The organism is Ruegeria atlantica (genome assembly GCF_013032455.1).
GTDB classification, from domain to species: Bacteria; Pseudomonadota; Alphaproteobacteria; order Rhodobacterales; family Rhodobacteraceae; genus Ruegeria; species Ruegeria atlantica_B.
Window position 1 is genome coordinate 89,962 of record NZ_WQCF01000005.1, and the last position, 16,852, is coordinate 106,813.

Consider the following 16,852-nt stretch of genomic DNA (forward strand, 5'->3'; position numbering starts at 1 on the left):
GCGTCATCGTTTGCACTTTTATTTGTCTGAGCGCCGCTCATCGTCGGTCAATCTAACAGCCTGTAAGCGCTCGTGAAAAAAATCTTGGTTTTTTCATAGAATCGGGGCATCGTGAAATTACAGGGAGAAATTTCACGAACATCAAGGATTGATCGGTGAACACGCAAGCCACACACAGCGCGACACTCGGTGCGGATATCCGCGCCCTGCGCAAGGCGCGCGGGTTAACGCTGACCGAGATCTCCGTGCGTCTTAACCGTTCGGTCGGGTGGCTCAGTCAAGTTGAGCGAGACATGTCAGACCCCTCGATCTCGGACCTTCGCCAGATTGCGGAATGTTTGGACGTACCCATGTCCATGCTGTTCGCCCATTCCTCGGTGCCGGTCGATGAGCAGGGCTATGTCGTGCGCGCAGGAACGCGTCGGCCAATGGGGTCCGGTGAAGAGGGGCTGATCGAAGAATTACTCTCGCCCGATCTGACCGATGATTTCGAGATGGTGCATTCCACTTTCGAGCCCCGCTCCAAAATGCAAAAGCCCGCAGACCGGCCTACGCAGGAGGTCGGCTATGTGATTTCGGGCCGTCTGGACCTGACTATAGGTTCCCGGCAGTTCTCGGTCGGGCCGGGGGACAGTTTTCGAATCAAGCATGAACCCTATCAATGGGCAAACCCCTATGATGAGCCCGCCGTGGCCATCTGGGTGATCGCTCCGCCGGTGTATTGATGAGTTTTGAGGCCTGGACCATATTCGCGCTGTTTTGGGTGGTGTTCGTAACCACCCCAGGGCCGAATGCAGTCAATTGTATCTCAAACGGGATGAGCTTGCCGTTTCCCAAGGCGATGCTGGGGGTGTTGGCAATTCTGACGCAGGCCAGCTTGTTTCTGATCATGTCAGCGCTGGGTGTTACGGCATTGATCGCGGCGTCTCCGAATGGGTTTTTCGTGGCCAAGCTGGTGGGCGCGGGCTTCTTGATCTGGATTGGTATTCGCGGCTGGATAAACGCCACGCGGCCCGCCCCGGCGTCGGAAAGACCCGCCCGGCACATTTATCTGCATGCGCTGGCCGTGGCGACGATCAATCCCAAAAGCGTGGCCGGTTACCTTGCTGCCTTTTCGCAGTTTGTCCAACCCGATGTGCCGATCTGGCAGCAGATGGGGGTGATCATGCCCACCGCTCTGGTCATCACCACGCTCAGCTATACCGGGTTCACTCTATTGGGTGCACTGATGGGCAAGGCGGCGATAGGGGCGGTGTTCAACACTTGGGTTCGCCGCGTGATGGCAACCTGTTTCATCATTTACGGCGTGTTGCTGGGGGCCAGCACCACGCCCGCAGCAAGGGGGTAGGTACATGCACACTGGTTCATGCCTATGCGGCGCGGTCGCGTTCACAATTGACGGAGAGCTGTCGCCGCCGTCGGCCTGCCATTGCGGCCAGTGCCGCAAGCAATCAGGTCATGTCTGGGCCTCAACTTCTACTCATCAGGACAATCTCAGTTTCACTGCAAGCGATAGTCTCAGTTGGTTCCGCGCCTCGGATATTGCCCGACGCGGGTTCTGCAATGCTTGCGGCTCATTCCTCTTCTGGCAGCACAACCAAGAGGACACGATCTCAATTTCCATGGGGGCGCTTAGCGAACCCACGGGACTAAAGCTCGCCCGGCATATCTTTGTGGCCGACAAGGGCGATTACTACGACATCACAGACGATCTGCCTCAAGAGGCACAGTAACAGGGATCAAGATCAATGAGTGATTTTCCGACAAAAGCCCGCGTGGTTATCATCGGTGGCGGCGTGGTGGGGGCTTCCTCGCTGTATCATCTGGCCAAGAAGGGCTGGACCGACTGCGTTCTGCTGGAAAAGAACGAGCTGACTGCCGGTTCGACCTGGCACGCGGCGGGTAACGTGCCGACCTTTTCGACCTCATGGGCGATCATGAACATGCAGCGCTATTCAACCGAGCTGTATGCGCGTCTGGGTGAAGAAGTCGACTATCCGATGAACTACCATCAGTCTGGCTCGATCCGTCTGGCACACAGCAAGGAACGGATGCAGGAGTTCGAGCGCGCGATGTCGATGGGCCTGTATCAGGGCATCCCGATGGAAATGTGGACACCGGAAGAGGCCAAGGAACGCTATCCGTTCCTGGAAACCCACGATCTAGAGGGTGTTCTGTATGACCCGACCGATGGCGACATCGACCCGGCGCAGCTGACGCAGGCGCTGGCCAAGGGTGCCCGCGACATGGGTCAAAAGATCATCCGTTTCTGCCCGGCAACCGGCGTAACACAGCATGATGACGGCACCTGGACCGTACACACTGACAAGGGCGATATCGCCTGTGATTATGTGGTCAACGCAGCCGGGTATTACGCTCAGCGCGTGGGTGAGTGGTTCAAGCCTTTTGGCGGCCGCACCGTGCCTGCGATGGTCATGAGCCACCAGTACCTGCTGACCGACGAAATCCCTGAGGTCGAAGCGTGGTCCAAGGAAAACGGCGGTAAGAAACTGCCTCTGCTGCGCGACGTGGATATCTCGTACTACCTGCGGCAGGAGAAGCACGGCTTCAACCTTGGTCCCTATGAACCCAACTGCAAGGGCCACTGGATGACCGAGGATGACCCGATGCCCGAGGATTTCTCGTTCCAGTTGTGGAACGATGATCTGGACCGGATCGAGGATATCGTCACCGACGCGATGGAACGGGTGCCGTTGATGGCAACCTCGGGTGTCGGTCGCGTGATCAACGGCCCGATCCCCTATGCGCCGGATGGTCTGCCGCTGATCGGCCCGATGCCCGGCGTGAAAAATGCGTTCGAGGCACACACATTTACCTTCGGCATCGCGCAGGGCGGCGGCGCAGGCAAAGTGCTGGCCGAATGGATCGTGGATGGTCACACCGAATGGGATATGTGGGCCGTCGATCCGCGCCGCTACACCGATTACACCGATCAGGACTACTGCAACCAGAAAGGCATGGAGGTTTATGGCAACGAATACGCCATGCACTTCCCCCAACACGAATGGCCAGCAGCACGCGATAAAAAACTGTCGCCGGTGCATGACAAGGTCAAAGCGCTGGGCGGCGTGATGGGTGCCTATAACGGCTGGGAACGCGCCAACTGGTTCGCAAAGCCGGGCGATGACACATCGCTTGAGGCGACCCATACTTGGGGCCGCTCGGGCCCTTGGGAACAGCGGATCCAAGAAGAATGCGAGGCCGTGCGAGACCACTGTGGAGTGCTGGATCTGCCAGGCTTCTCGCGCTTCATGGTCAAGGGAGAGGGCGCCGCCGAGGCGCTGCGCGGCCTCGCAACCGGCGGGTTGCCCAAAGTCGGCCGGATGAACCTCATCTATATCTCCGATGACCGTGGCCGCATTCTGACCGAGATGTCCTGTATCCGCCTGGGTGAGGATGAGTTTGTCATGATCACCGCGGCAACAGCGCAGTGGCATGACCGCGACATCCTGATGAACGCGATGCCTGCCAGCGTTTCGATTGAGGACGTCACGACGACACGAGACACCCTGATCGTGACAGGCCCGAAATCGCGGGAAATTCTGTCAGGTCTGACAGATGCCGATCTGACCACAGGGTGGTTGACCCATCAGGCGGCCACAGTTGCAGGTCAGCCCGCATATTTGATCCGCGTTTCCTTTGCCGGTGAGTTGGGCTGGGAAGTACATGCTCTGAACGAACACATGCCCGCAATCTATGACGCGATCATTGATGCGGGGGCCAAGCCGTTCGGGATGTATGCCCTGAATTCGCTGCGGATTGAAAAGGGATATCGCGCTTGGAAAGGCGACCTGTCGACCGACTATTCGCTGCTGGAAGGCGGTTTGGAACGGTTCGTCAAGCTGGATAAGCCACAGGACTTCCCCGGCAAGGCCGCGATCCAGAATGAAAAACAGCAGGGCGTAAAGAAATCCTTTGTCACGCTGACTGTGGATGCCGGCGATTGTGACGCGCCTTACATGTCCTGTATCTGGTATGGCGATCAGATCGTGGGCGAAACCACCTCGGGCGCATGGGGATACCGTGTCGGCAAGTCCATTGCGCTGGGCATGATCAAGACCGAACTGGCCAATCCCGGCACCGAGCTTGAGGTGGAAATCTACGGCGAGAGGCGCCGCGCTGTGGTAGAAAAGGATCAGCCGCTCTGGGATCCTCAAAACGAACGGCTGCGTGCCTAACCCCCGACGGAGGAGCCATGAGCAAGCGATATTCCAAATTGGGGCCCGGTGAGGGCCCCAACTATGACTGGGAAAACGACCATACGTTCGTAAAGGTCTCGGCCCAAGATACGGATGGCGCCTATACGCTCATGGAAGACAACTTGAAGGCCAGCTTCGCGCTTGGTCTTCATCGCCACGACACCCATGCCGAGACCTTCTATTTTCTGGAAGGTGCGGTGGATTTCTACGTCGATGGAGACTGGCATCGGTGCGGGGCGGGTACCACGATGCACGTTCCGGCGGGGGTGCCGCATGCCTGCCGCGTGGCCGACACTGCGCCGGCGCGAATGCTGATGATTTTTCAGCCCGCGGGGTTTGATGGGTTCCTTGCGGAGCTTTCGACAATGACCGCAACCGATTTCGCAGATGAGGTAAAGATGGCTGAGCTGAACGCCCGTTATGACATCATTCCGATGGGGCCGGTCCCACCTCATCCCGACGATCCGGCATAAAGGTAACATCTGATGGCAATACCCCAAGTCATGTCCGGCGTTTACCTGACCCAACACGGCGGACCCGAGGCGTTGGAATGGCGCGATAACATACAGGTCCCTCAGACGGGTCCGGGGCAGGTGCTTGTTCGGGTGTTGGCCGCAGGGGTCAACAACACGGATATCAACACGAGGGTCGGCTGGTATTCCTCGGGTGTGACTGGTGCAACCGATGCCGTAGATCAGGACGTCGAGGCCGGAGGTTGGGGTGGTGCGCTGCAGTTCCCGCGCATTCAGGGTGGTGATCTGTGCGGTGTCGTCGAAGCGGTGGGTTCAGGGGTGACATTCCAACCGGGTCAGCGCGTGACGTGCCCCATCAACCTGCCCCGTCCCCGACCGGGCAACCCGACGGGGTTTATCGCGTTGGGTTCGGAAATGGATGGGGCCTTTGCGCAATACTGTCTGGTTGAGGCGGCAGACCTCTATGATGTCAGCGCTTCTCCACTGTCAGATGAAGAGATCGCTGCCATTCCATGCGCTTTTGGCACTGCCGAGAACCTGCTGACCCGTGCGCGTGTGACTTCGGGGCAAAAGGTGCTGGTTACCGGCGCTTCCGGCGGGGTGGGGCTGGCGGCCGTGCAACTGGCGGCGTTACGGGGGGCAACGGTTTGGGGCGTGACAAGTGCACCCAAGGCCGAGGTGGTCAAAAGCCAGGGCGCAGTGGGCACGTTCGACCGAGGCGCAGAACTGCCTGCCGATATGTTCGACGTGGTGATTGATGTGGTGGGTGGTCCGGCATGGGCGGGCCTGATCCTGGCGCTGAAGCCGGGCGGGCATTATGCGGTGTCCGGCGCAATTGCAGGCCCGATCGTGCAAGCCGACCTGCGTGATATCTATCTGCGCGACATCACCATTCACGGCTGCACCCATCAGGCGTTCGAGGTCTTTGGTCGGCTGGTCGAATTGATCAATGCCGGGCGGGTCAGGCCATTGATCTCAAAGACTTACCCATTAAGGGACATCGCAAAGGCGCAGGCGGATTTTCAATCCAAGGCGTTTCCGGGCAAACTCGTTCTAATTCCCTGAAAAGGCTGAGATATGGCGGATATCACTCTTCTGGACGGCTCTATTGGGCAGGAACTCGTCAAGCGCAGCGGCGACAGGGCGACGCCGCTATGGTCGACGCAGGTGATGATGGATCACCCGGATCTGGTGGGTGATGTCCATGCCGCGTATTTCCAATGCGGGGCAACTATTGCCACAACGAATACCTATGCGGTGCATCGGTCACGTCTTGTCAGAGTCGGGCTGGAGGATCAGATGCCCACCCTAATCGACGTCGCGCTGTCGCAGGCCGAACGCGCCAGAGCGGGCACCGGGGGGCGCATTGCTGGCGCGCTGGGACCGCTCTTGGCCTCGTACCGGCCAGACCTGAACCCTGACCCTACCGATGCGGCGGCTAAGTTTGCTGAGCTATGTGCTCTCATGGCGGATCGTGTCGATCTGTTCCTGATCGAAACCGTGTGCTCGGTGCAGGAAGCCGAGGGCGCCCTGCGCGGTGCGTCGCAGGCGGGCAAGCCGGTTTGGATTGCGCTGTCGGTGATGGATGATGACGGCACGCGGTTGCGCTCGGGCGAGCCATTATCCGATATCGCTCCAATGGTCGAACGTTTTGCGCCCGAGGCTGTGCTGATCAATTGTTCCCGTCCCGAAGCCATTCCTGCCGCGTTGAATATCATTGAGACATTGGGCCGGCCGTATGGTGCCTATGCCAATGGCTTCACCGCGATAACCGAAGGTTTTCTGCAAGACGCACCCACGGTAGATGCACTGGAACAGCGGCGGGACCTGGGACCCGACGCCTATGCCGATCACGCGATGGAGTGGGTTGGGCTAGGGGCGACCATCGTTGGCGGATGCTGCGAGGTTGGTCCGGATCATATCAAAACGCTGGCCGACCGCTTGCTCGCTGCCGGCCACCAGATTGTCTGAGGTCCAAACGATGCCAAAACCACCTGACACTTCAACACAAAGGCCACAGCATTTCGATATTCTCGTTGCACCCGGTTATGTGCTGCTGGAATTGGCGTCTCTGGTCGATGTGCTTCGGCTGGCTAACCGGGTATGCCCGACTCCCCCGTTCACCTACTCCTACCGGTCTCTGAAAGGCGGCCCGATATCCAGCAGCAGTGACGCGGTGGTTCAGACAGAAGCAGTTCCCGCGCAGCCCAATGCGGACTATCTGTTCGTAATCGGCAATTCTGACCCAGACCATCCTGCCCTGTCGCTAGGGCGTGTCGTGTCCGACTACACCTTTCGCGGTGCCAAGGTGTTTCTGCTGGCCGAAGCTGCAAGTCGCTATATTAACGAGCACGGCACCGACGATATGGCAACCCACTGGGAAAATGCCTCATTCCTGCGTGAACGCGGGGCTAGGTTTGAGGCCAAACTATCAATCGCAACCGAACAAGGCGCGGTGGTGACCTGCGCCGGGATGGAGGCGACAACTGACATCGCGCTTGCCGTGATTGGCCGCCATATCTCTGGCCCGGCGAAAATGACAGTGGCCGACATCATGCTGCACGAAAACATTCGCGATTTTTCGTCTATGCAGCCGTTTTCCGGGGCAAAGTTGACCTCGACAGGGGATGCCAAACTGGACCAGTGCATCAAGTTGATGCAGGCCAATATCGAGGATCCTCTGCCGATTCACCAGATCGTCGAATCCCTACACCTGTCGAATCGGTCGCTTGAGCGGAAGTTCAAAACATTCTTCGGCACCACGCCAAATGGATTCTACCGTGAAATGCGGTTGTCCAAGGCCAATAATCTGCTGTTGAACACCACGATGAGCGTCCGCGAAATCGGCCTTGCTTGCGGTTTTCCAAACGGATTTTCTTCGATTTACAAGAGCTTCTTCGGCGTTACACCGTTTGTCATAAGGCGGGAAAAGCGGGCGGCATCACAAAGGTGAAAATCAGCAACGCTGTGACGGTTTTCGTGCTTTTAATGTCGATCTTTCATGGCAATTTGACCCAAACCTGACATAGCGGAGATTTCAGGATGGTTGATCTTCCCAGCAAGGCCCGAGTGGTCATCATCGGCGGCGGCGTCATCGGATGCTCGGTCGCATATCATCTGACCAAGAAGGGCTGGAAGGATGTAGTTCTGCTTGAGCGTAAGCAACTGACCAGCGGAACAACATGGCATGCCGCCGGTCTGATTGCCCAGCTGCGGGCAACCGCAAATATGACCAAGTTGGCGAAATACAGTCAGGAGCTTTATGGCTCCTTGGAAGAAGAAACCGGTGTGGCCACCGGGTTCAAGCGTTGTGGGTCTATCACCGTGGCGCTAACCGAAGAGCGCAGGGAAGAGATCTATCGCCAGGCGGCCATGGCGCGGGCTTTTGGTGTCGAGGTCGAAGAGATTTCGAACGAGCGCGTGCAGGAGCTGTATCCGCATATCAATCTCGAGGGTGTCAAAGGTGCAGTGTACCTGCCGCTGGATGGGCAGGGCGATCCGGCGAATATCGCCCTTGCGCTGGCCAAGGGCGCGCGGCAACGCGGTGGCATCGTCAAGGAGCGAGTGAAAGTCGCCGAAATCGTCAAGCAGGGCCGCAAGGTCACGGGTGTCGACTGGGTTGCCGACGATGGCAGCGCATCTGGTCATATTGAATGCAAAATGGTGGTAAACTGCGCCGGTATGTGGGGCCACGAAGTTGGACGGATGGCGGGCGTGAACGTACCGCTACATGCGTGCGAACACTTCTACATCGTGACCGAGAACATCGAAGGCATGACCCAACTGCCTGTGCTGCGGGTTCCGGATGAATATGCCTATTACAAGGAAGACGCGGGTAAGATTCTGTTGGGTGCCTTTGAGCCGGAATCAAAGCCTTGGGCGATGGAAGGTATCCCCGAGTCGTTTGAGTTTGACCAGCTGCAGGAAGATTTCGACCATTTCGAGCCGATCCTCGAAAAAGCAGTCGAGCGTGTGCCTCTGCTGGCCGAAGCCGGAATTCATACTTTCTTCAACGGCCCGGAGTCTTTCACTCCGGACGACGCTTATCATCTGGGCCTGGCGCCCGAGATGGATAATGTCTGGGTTGCCGCAGGCTTTAACTCGATCGGTATTCAGTCTGCCGGTGGTGCAGGCATGGCATTGGCCGAATGGATGGACAGCGGAGAGAAGCCGTTTGATTTGGGAGATGTGGACATCAGCCGGATGCAGCCGTTTCAGGGTAATAAAAAATACCTGTTCGAGCGATCCAAGGAAACGCTGGGCCTGCTTTATGCGGATCACTTCCCCTATCGTCAGAAGGCCACGGCACGCGGCGTGCGCCGAACCCCGTTCCACCACCACCTGCTGGAACAGGGCGCTGTGATGGGTGAGCTGGCCGGCTGGGAACGCGCCAACTGGTTTGCCAATGAAGGGCAGGAGCGCGAGTATCAGTACAGCTGGAAGCGCCAGAACTGGTTTGAAAATTCCGCCGCCGAACACCGTGCCGTGCGCGAGAATGTAGGCATGTATGACATGTCCTCGTTCGGGAAAATCCGCGTTGAAGGCCCCGATGCCGAGAAATTCATGAATTATGTCGGTGGCGGTGACTACTCGGTGCCGAACGGCAAGATCGTCTATACTCAGTTCCTCAACCGCTCGGGCGGGATCGAGGCTGATGTGACTGTCACTCGCCTGTCTGAAACCGCCTATTTGGTTGTCACGCCCGCTGCGACCCGACTGGCCGACCAGACCTGGATGATGCGTCACGTGGGTGGTTTCAACGTGGTGATCACGGACGTGACCGCTGGCGAAGGCGTTCTGGCCGTGATGGGCCCGAATGCGCGGGCGCTGCTTGAAAAAGTCTCGCCTGCTGATTTCTCGAATGCGGCCAACCCGTTTGGTACTGCGCAAGAGGTCGAGCTTGGCTTGGGGCTGGCTCGCGTGCACCGCGTTACTTACGTAGGTGAGCTTGGTTGGGAGGTTTACGTCTCGTCGGACATGGCCGGGCATGTCTTTGAGACCTTGCACGAGGCCGGGCAGGACTTGGGCCTCAAACTCTGTGGGATGCACATGATGGATAGCTGTCGGATCGAAAAAGGGTTCCGCCATTTCGGCCACGATATCACCTGTGAAGATCACGTGGTTGATGCGGGCTTGGGCTTCGCCGTCAAGGTCGACAAGGGCAGCGATTTTATCGGGCGCGAGGCAGTGATTGCGCGCAAGGAAAGCGGGCCGAAAAACCGTCTGGTGCAATTTAAACTGACCGATCCAGAACCGCTTCTGTTCCATAATGAACCGATCGTTCGCGACGGCGAGTATGTCGGTTATCTGAGTTCTGGCAACTATGGCCACACGCTGGGTGGCGCTATCGGTCTGGGCTATGTTCCTTGTGAGGGGGAAAAGGCGGCGGATGTGCTGGCCTCGACCTATGAGATCGACGTTTGCGGTGTGAAGGTCAAGGCAGAGGCGTCGCTGAAACCGATGTACGACCCGAAATCCGAACGGGTTAAAGCCTGATTTGGTTCGAAAGGTTGGGGGCTCTGCCCCCGCCGCCCGTTCGGGCGGCTCCCGCGGGATATTTTTAGCCAGATGAACAGGGGATTCTTGGTCCATCTTGCCTAAGAAGTCTCTGGGAACGTGAAACGCCACTAGGCGCGACATATCAGAATTCTTGATGACCTGCTTCACAGTTTTAACAGTTCCCAACCAAGTCTGATTTGCCGTAGAGACGTAGGGTATCAGTCGGAGACCCCACCGTGGCAGACACCCCCGTACCGCCAAACACTATGGATACGCCCAAAGGGCTGGCGCTGGCCGTCACAGCTTATGTTTTGTGGGGTTTTCTGCCGCTGTATATGAAGGCCGTGGCTCATGTGGGTGCGTCCGAAGTTGTTGCGCATCGCGTCATCTGGTCTGTTCCCGTAGCTGGGTTGCTGTTGGTGATGTTAGGGCGGACGCGGGATCTGAAGGCGGCACTGGCAAACCCGAAAATGTTGGCGATGGCCTGTCTGACTGCTGCGCTCATATCCGTAAACTGGGCAATTTATGTCTGGGCAATTGCCAGTGGGAATGCGTTGGATGCGGCGCTGGGGTATTACATCAACCCGCTATTCAGCATCGCGCTGGGTGCGGTTTTACTGCGTGAACCGTTAACGAAAATCCAACTCGTGGCGGTGGCGATTGCAGCGCTGGGCGTTCTGGTTCTTATTGTCGAGGCTGGCAGCTTGCCTTGGGCTGCGCTTGGACTGATGGTCAGCTGGGGATTTTATGCCTTTTTCAAGCGGTCACTTCCTATCGGACCCAATCAGGGCTTTCTGCTTGAGGTTCTTATCCTGCTGATCCCGGCGCTGGCCTATGTTACGTGGCTGGGTGTGCAAGGCACCGGACATTTTGGCGTGGGCGTGACAGACACCATTCTGCTTGCCAGTGCGGGAGTAGTAACGGCTGTGCCTCTGCTGGTCTATGCCAATGGGGCCAAGCTGGTGCGGCTGTCCACGATGGGCATCCTTCAATATATTGCGCCAACCATGATTTTCATCACCGCCATCACCGTGTTTGGCGAACAGATTGACCGTGGACGTATGATTGCGTTTCCGCTGATCTGGACGGCTTTGATCGTCTATTCGATCCCGATGATCCGGCAAATGCGGGCTCAGGCCTGACGCAGAAGGCGGGCGGCTTCGGCGGCCCAGATGGCATAGGCTTTCGGGCTGGGATGATAGCCGTCTGGGGCCGCCAGGGTTGGGTCGTCGGGTAAATCCAATGCCAGATGCCGCGCCTGAGGAAAGTTGGCTGCAACCTGTTGCAGACCTCGATCCAGCCGTGCGGCCTGGCAGCCAAGAACCCAGGCCAGTGGTTGTGGTAAGGCGGGAAAGCGGTGCATCTGTGGTACGGCTGTAACGACCAGTCGCCGCACACCCAAAGTATCGGTTAATAATTGGAGAAGCTCGGTCTGTCGTTCGACAAAGCGCCTGCGGGTGGTTGCGCAGGTCACGTCATTTACACCCAACGCTGTGACGGCCATGTCGAACTGGCCGTTCAGCCCTTGCAGCCGTTCGATCGTATCCTGCGTGGTGTACCCGGTCGCGGCTTCCAATCGCCATTCCACCGCATAGTGTTTGGCCAGCGCGGCCACGAGATACCCGGACAGAGCCTGCGCCTGTGTTCCCGCGCCGACCCCGGCGGCTGAGCTGTCTCCGGCAATCAGAAGACGCAATCGGGGTCCTCGTCCTTCGCGCCCTTTGCGGGGGCCAATCGGCTCGGGCAGCAGTTGGGCTTTGCGTCGCACCGACAGGCCCTGGGCCGCCAGCACTGGCAGCAACGGCACGCGTAACAGTTGATCCGGGGCAACAGGCATGGTCAGCTTAGCGCCTTCTTGAATTCAAGGAACCGCGCGTCGGTCATTATGCGAGCCATCATTGCCTCGCGCAACGCGCCAATGGTTTTGTGGGGGCGCATGACAACCTCGATATCTTGGATCAGCCCGTCGTCGTTCAAGGTGATCAGGTCGACACCCACGGCGTCCAGATCCCCGACCTTGCATTGGAATTCCAGGGCCCAATCCTTGCCGTCGCCCATTACACGGCGATAGCGAAAGTCCGAGAACACCTGACCCACATGCCCCAGTACTGCCGCCACCGGTGCGCGGCCAGTCCAGGTGCTGTAGTAGGTCGGAGGGGAGAACCGCACTTCTTCGGCCAGCAACTCGTGGATCAGGCTCTCATCGCCCTTCGCGACGATCTCTTGCATGCGTTTGATCGTAGGGTGCATCGTCTCTCCTTCCGCCTCTGCGGTGAGAGTTGCCGAACCCGCCTGTTCCGGCAAGCGCGACGTTGCGGGAGGTCGCGCGCTGCGATAGGCAGGCGCGCATGAGCGAGACCTATGATCCCCCGAAAACCCCTCTGGACGTGCTGCATGAAGATGCGCAGCTGATTGTGGTGAATAAACCCTCGGGCCTATTGTCAGTGCCAGGGCGGGGCGAGCATCTGGCCGATTGCCTGCTGACACGGGTGCAGGCGGCGTTTCCGCAGGCGCTGTTGGTGCATCGGTTGGATCGGGACACGTCCGGTGTCATGGTCTTTGCCCATACGCCTCATGCGCAGCGACATCTGAGTATGCAGTTCGAGAGCCGCCAGACCCGAAAGACCTATGTGGCGCGAGTCTGGGGACGGGTTAAGGAAAAGACGGGCACTGTCGATCTGCCGCTGATCGTGGACTGGCCCAACCGTCCCCGCCAAATGGTGTGTCATGAGACAGGTAAGCAAGCCGTCACCGATTGGCGTGTGGTCAAGCATGAGGGTGAAACAACACGCCTGCGCCTTTTCCCCAAGACTGGCCGGTCGCACCAGCTGCGGGTGCACATGCAGGCGTTGGGCCACCCGATCTTGGGTGACCCTTTCTATGCCGAAGGTCCGGCACGCGAGTTCCCCCGCCTGATGCTGCATTCGGAGGAACTGCGTCTGAAGAACCCCGAAGGTGGGGTTTCCATGAAATTCCGCGCCAAGGCAGATTTCTGATCCTAGACCGTGCTGGTCCACAGCATTTTCAGATTGCCCAGAGAAAACCGTTTGGTCCGCTTACGTGGGGTGCAGGGCTGGCGGGCGGCCATGATCTCGCGTTCAATCTCAAAGGCACGCAGACTGTGATCCTGCGCCCAGCGATCCAGTTTCAGGGTCATCATCACGTGATTGTCGAGGCTCGGCATGGGATTTCTCCTTTTGTCTGATCCCATGTTTCGCCCATCACTCCTGACACCGCGTTGTCAGGGGGGTGTGCTAGAGTGTCAGCAGATCAACCGGAGACTTTCATGCGCCGATCAACTCGCCTGTTCGAAATCATCCAGATTCTGCGCGCGGCCAAAGCGCCCGTGACGGCCGAGGCGCTTGCCGAACAGCTCGAAGTGTCCGCACGCACGGTCTATCGTGATATTGCCGCATTGCAGGCCCAGCGCACCCCAATCGAAGGCGAGGCCGGAGTTGGTTACCTGATGCGCCGCGGCTATGATCTGCCGCCATTGAATTTCGATGCCGAAGAGGTCGAGGCGTTGTGGGTTGGGTTGTCGATGCTGACGCGGACCGGTGACAGCACTTTGCAACAGGCCGCCGAGCGGGTGTGCCGAAAGATTGAGGCACTGCGCGTTCCAACTGACTGGCTGCATGTGGCCCCTTGGGGTGCGCCCTTGGACGATCCGGAAAAAGGGTGCGTGCCCGTGGTGAATTATCGTGAAGCGATTCGTAACGAACGCAAAATCCGTATCACCTATGAGGATGCCGAAGGCGAGCGGACGGATCGGATCGTTCGCCCCGTGGCCCTGATCTATCATATTGAATGCACCATGCTGGCGGGCTGGTGCGAGTTGCGGAATGGATTCCGCCATTTCCGTACAGACCGTATTTGGGCTTGTGAACTGACCGCAGATCACTTTTGCGGGCAGGGGCAAGCGTTGCGCGAGATCTGGCAGGAACAGAACCGTTTGGATGCGCCAGCGCGGGTCTCCTAAGTGGCGGGTATTCGCCTATTTCACCGGATTGTTGCTTGAGCCCCTCTGCGGGCGCAGTGATATACTGCACCAAACAATATGCGCCCGGTGAACGGGTGCCGGAGCAGAAGGTAATATCATGATGATTTCCAAATATGTTTTGTCTGCGGGGCTGTGCTCGGGCTTGTTTCTGGCTGCTTGTACGGACCCGGCTACATTGAACCTGCCCGCGGACCCCAATCAAAACACCAAACAGGGCGCACTTCTGGGCGGTCTGGTCGGGGCCGGTGTGGGGGCAATTGCAAATGATTCCGACCCGCTTCTGGGTGCGTTGGCCGGTGGTGCCATCGGTGCGGCCGGGGGTGGCTTGATTGGCAACCAGTTGGACCAGCAGGCGGCAGAACTGCGTCAGCAATTGGCCAATGATGGTATTACCGTCACCAATGCGGGCGATCGCCTGATCGTCACTGTGCCAAACGATATCTCTTTTAACACCGACAGCGCGACTGTGCGCCCGGCTCTGCGGGCAGATTTGGTGCGCGTGGGTCAAAACCTGACGCGGTACCCCAACTCTAGCGTTCAGGTTATCGGTCACACCGATAGCGATGGTGAGGCGTCTTATAATCAGGCCCTGTCCGAGCGCCGCGCCCGGTCTGTTGCGGATATTCTGCAGGCTAATGGCGTAAATGGTGCCCGGATGTCGACGATTGGTCTGGGTGAGAACCGGCCTGCCGCCTCGAACCTGACGCCAGAGGGCAAGGCCCGGAACCGCCGGGTCGATATCGAGGTTATACCCAACAGTCGCACATAGTTTGTCGGGGGCGCCTTCGGGTGCCCCTTTTTCGCACAGTGACTGCGCGTCACTTGGCCTTTGGCACGCCTGCCGCTTGGGCTAGCTATTGGGAAACACCTTAGCGGAGTTACCCGATGTCCGAACCGATCTTGCTGAGCCTTTCAGGCTCTCTGCGCCAAAGCGCGACCAACCGCAAATTGTTGCGAGAGGCAGCGCGGCTGTTCAACCCCGGCACCCATATCGAGGCCGATCTGAATCTGCCGCTCTACGATGGTGATCTGGAGAATGGTGAGGGCATCCCCGCTTCCGTGCAGACTTTATCCGATCAGATCGCGCAGGCTCATGCGGTGATCATCTCGACGCCTGAATACAACAAAGGCCCGTCTGGTGTTCTGAAGAACGCTCTGGATTGGGTCAGCCGGACTGAAGGTCGCCCATGGGCTGACAAACCTGTGGCCGTGATGTCGGCAGCTGCAGGCCGTGCGGGGGGAGAACGCGCACAGATGGTATTGCGTAGCTATATGGTGCCGTTCCAACCGCGCATTCTGCAGGGGCCGGAAATTCACTTGGCCAACAGTTCGAACGAGTTCGACGAGCAGGGAAAACTGACCAGCGACCGCTATGAAAGCAGCTTGCGGACCCTAATGCAGAAATTGCGATCCGAGGCAGGCTTCTAGCGCTTATTCCTACAGGACTGGTTGTCGTGCCCACCATGGCAGAAGCAATTCAGACCGATGAAAGGGGCCCGGCGCGCTTCTGATGTATTTTGAAACGGCAATTCTGTGCCGGAACAGCCGCGTATGTTGGCAGATGCGGTCTTGCGATCAGAGTGACGCTTCGGGTCGGAAATCGTCGGGGATTGCGTCGCGCCCCTCCAGAACCAGATCAGCCATGACCTCGGCCACTTTGGGGGCCATACCAAAGCCGATCTTGAAACCTCCGTTGGCGATGAACTGCCCTTTGTGCAAAGGATGGCCCCCCAACATCGGGGCGCGGCTCTTGCTGCGGGGGCGTACACCGGCCCAACGCTCGATAACCTCGGCCCCATGCAGCAGCGGCACCGCCCTTGTGGCGCGGTCCAGCACATCGTCCAGCGCGGCGTCGGTGCTGGTTGGATCGTCATAGTCGCGTTCCGAAGTGGACCCGACCGCCAGCGTACCGTCCGCATGGGGCACGATGTGAACCGCATCCGCAAACAGCTGTGGCACCGCGCCCGCATCAAAGCGCAGCAACGCTGCCTGCCCTTTGACACCGTTGCCGACGGTTTTTCCGAATGCGGTGCTGAGTTCCTGTAGGCCGGCCAACCCCGTGGCGTGGACGACTTGCCCTTTGTCCGGCGCATTCGCCACCACTTCAACCCCCATCACCGCAAGCGCCGACACCAATGCAGCGCAGGCGCGGCGGGGGTGCATGCGGGCGCTCAGCGTATCATGGATCACGTAACCGGTGGGACTGGGGGGGCACCACGAACCAATCGCGCCGGTCTCGACCACCCGCCATTCGGCGCGGCCTTGCCACAGCTCTGCTGCAGTGATCGCGCGGGCATGGGCAAGCTCTAGCGTGCGGGCATCGGCGATAGGTTGCAACCGGCCCAACCGGGCGTATCCGGGGGACACACCGCCAGTGGCCTCGACCTGTGCCCAGAACGGTTCGGCCATGATCAGGCTGTCGAACTGAAAGGCCTTCTTTGCGTTCCAGTTCTCGGGCACATGCGGGGCCAGCGCGCCGACCAACCCACCGCTGGAGCCCGCACCAGGTCCGAAGGGATCGACCACCTGCACTTTTGCGCCGCGCCGGGCACAGGTCCATGCGATGGACAGGCCAAAAATGCCCGCGCCACGCACCGTTACATCGACCATTGCCATTCCTCTTTTCCTTGTTCAGTGTCGCGTCGCTTAGCTACAGGATT

At 58.8% G+C, this 16,852-nt stretch carries 18 protein-coding genes; 14 read left to right on the forward strand and 4 right to left on the reverse strand.

The annotated features are described in order from the left end of the window. Nucleotides 1-155 precede the first annotated feature (155 nt). The 10 genes from GOW93_RS10870 to rarD all read left to right on the forward strand — a co-directional run bounded on the left by GOW93_RS10870 (nt 156) and on the right by rarD (nt 11,334). A complete protein-coding gene (locus GOW93_RS10870; protein WP_170383984.1) occupies nt 156-725 on the forward strand; it encodes a helix-turn-helix domain-containing protein in 570 nt (189 codons plus the stop codon). Further along, on the forward strand, nt 725-1,348 hold the full coding sequence (locus GOW93_RS10875) for a LysE family translocator (RefSeq protein ID WP_170383986.1): 624 nt from the start codon (nt 725-727) through the stop codon (nt 1,346-1,348). The genes GOW93_RS10870 and GOW93_RS10875 overlap by 1 nt, the downstream gene beginning before the upstream one ends. Before the next feature lie 4 nt (nt 1,349-1,352). Beyond that, nucleotides 1,353-1,733 carry a GFA family protein gene (locus tag GOW93_RS10880; RefSeq protein WP_170383988.1) on the forward strand — a complete coding sequence of 127 codons (381 nt, stop codon included), beginning with the start codon at nt 1,353-1,355 and terminating at the stop codon, nt 1,731-1,733. Between the two features lie 15 nt (nt 1,734-1,748). Further along, nucleotides 1,749-4,199 (forward strand): GcvT family protein, encoded by a 2,451-nt coding sequence (locus tag GOW93_RS10885; protein ID WP_170383990.1) that lies wholly within the window; start codon nt 1,749-1,751, stop codon nt 4,197-4,199. Between the two features lie 17 nt (nt 4,200-4,216). Then, on the forward strand, nt 4,217-4,693 hold the full coding sequence (locus GOW93_RS10890; protein ID WP_170383992.1) for a cupin domain-containing protein: 477 nt from the start codon (nt 4,217-4,219) through the stop codon (nt 4,691-4,693). Nucleotides 4,694-4,705: 12 nt separating this feature from the next. After that, nucleotides 4,706-5,758, forward strand: coding sequence for an alcohol dehydrogenase catalytic domain-containing protein (locus GOW93_RS10895; RefSeq protein WP_174819081.1), 1,053 nt, complete (start codon nt 4,706-4,708; stop codon nt 5,756-5,758). Between the two features lie 12 nt (nt 5,759-5,770). Then, nucleotides 5,771-6,664 carry a homocysteine S-methyltransferase family protein gene (locus GOW93_RS10900; protein WP_170383994.1) on the forward strand — a complete coding sequence of 298 codons (894 nt, stop codon included), beginning with the start codon at nt 5,771-5,773 and terminating at the stop codon, nt 6,662-6,664. A gap of 10 nt (nt 6,665-6,674) precedes the next feature. Then, nucleotides 6,675-7,646: a GlxA family transcriptional regulator gene (locus GOW93_RS10905; protein ID WP_170383996.1), complete on the forward strand. Its 972-nt coding sequence runs from the start codon at nt 6,675-6,677 to the stop codon at nt 7,644-7,646. Between the two features lie 89 nt (nt 7,647-7,735). After that, on the forward strand, nt 7,736-10,189 hold the full coding sequence (locus tag GOW93_RS10910; RefSeq protein ID WP_170383998.1) for a GcvT family protein: 2,454 nt from the start codon (nt 7,736-7,738) through the stop codon (nt 10,187-10,189). A gap of 269 nt (nt 10,190-10,458) precedes the next feature. Beyond that, the gene (gene rarD, locus GOW93_RS10915; RefSeq protein WP_170384287.1) at nt 10,459-11,334 is read left to right on the forward strand and encodes an EamA family transporter RarD; all 876 of its coding nucleotides are present in this window, start codon (nt 10,459-10,461) and stop codon (nt 11,332-11,334) included. Here the strand turns inward: rarD and GOW93_RS10920 are convergent. Together GOW93_RS10920 and GOW93_RS10925 are read right to left on the reverse strand one after the other, a co-directional pair. Continuing rightward, nucleotides 11,325-12,029: an SGNH/GDSL hydrolase family protein gene (locus GOW93_RS10920; RefSeq protein WP_254443515.1), complete on the reverse strand. Its 705-nt coding sequence runs from the start codon at nt 12,027-12,029 to the stop codon at nt 11,325-11,327. The two genes, rarD and GOW93_RS10920, sit on opposite strands and share 10 nt — an antisense overlap. 2 nt (nt 12,030-12,031) lie before the next feature. Then, nucleotides 12,032-12,442 carry a nuclear transport factor 2 family protein gene (locus tag GOW93_RS10925; protein WP_170383999.1) on the reverse strand — a complete coding sequence of 137 codons (411 nt, stop codon included), beginning with the start codon at nt 12,440-12,442 and terminating at the stop codon, nt 12,032-12,034. Between the two features lie 98 nt (nt 12,443-12,540). Here GOW93_RS10925 and GOW93_RS10930 point away from each other — a divergent pair, with 98 nt between their 5' ends. Then, the gene (locus tag GOW93_RS10930) at nt 12,541-13,188 is read left to right on the forward strand and encodes an RluA family pseudouridine synthase (protein ID WP_170384001.1); all 648 of its coding nucleotides are present in this window, start codon (nt 12,541-12,543) and stop codon (nt 13,186-13,188) included. 2 nt (nt 13,189-13,190) lie between these two features. Here GOW93_RS10930 and GOW93_RS10935 read toward each other — a convergent pair whose 3' ends face one another. Then, nucleotides 13,191-13,376: a hypothetical protein gene (locus GOW93_RS10935; RefSeq protein ID WP_170384003.1), complete on the reverse strand. Its 186-nt coding sequence runs from the start codon at nt 13,374-13,376 to the stop codon at nt 13,191-13,193. 102 nt (nt 13,377-13,478) lie between these two features. Here GOW93_RS10935 and GOW93_RS10940 point away from each other — a divergent pair, with 102 nt between their 5' ends. From GOW93_RS10940 to GOW93_RS10950, 3 genes are all read left to right on the forward strand, one after another. Then, entirely contained in the window at nt 13,479-14,171 is a 693-nt protein-coding gene (locus tag GOW93_RS10940) for a helix-turn-helix transcriptional regulator (protein WP_170384005.1), read from the forward strand. Nucleotides 14,172-14,289: 118 nt separating this feature from the next. Further along, nucleotides 14,290-14,961, forward strand: a complete 672-nt coding sequence (locus GOW93_RS10945; RefSeq protein ID WP_170384007.1) for an OmpA family protein — start codon at nt 14,290-14,292, stop codon at nt 14,959-14,961. A gap of 116 nt (nt 14,962-15,077) precedes the next feature. Next, on the forward strand, nt 15,078-15,620 hold the full coding sequence (locus GOW93_RS10950) for an NADPH-dependent FMN reductase (protein ID WP_170384009.1): 543 nt from the start codon (nt 15,078-15,080) through the stop codon (nt 15,618-15,620). A gap of 147 nt (nt 15,621-15,767) precedes the next feature. Here the strand turns inward: GOW93_RS10950 and GOW93_RS10955 are convergent, their stop codons facing one another. Continuing rightward, the gene (locus GOW93_RS10955) at nt 15,768-16,808 is read right to left on the reverse strand and encodes an NAD(P)/FAD-dependent oxidoreductase (RefSeq protein WP_170384011.1); all 1,041 of its coding nucleotides are present in this window, start codon (nt 16,806-16,808) and stop codon (nt 15,768-15,770) included. Nucleotides 16,809-16,852 lie beyond the last annotated feature (44 nt).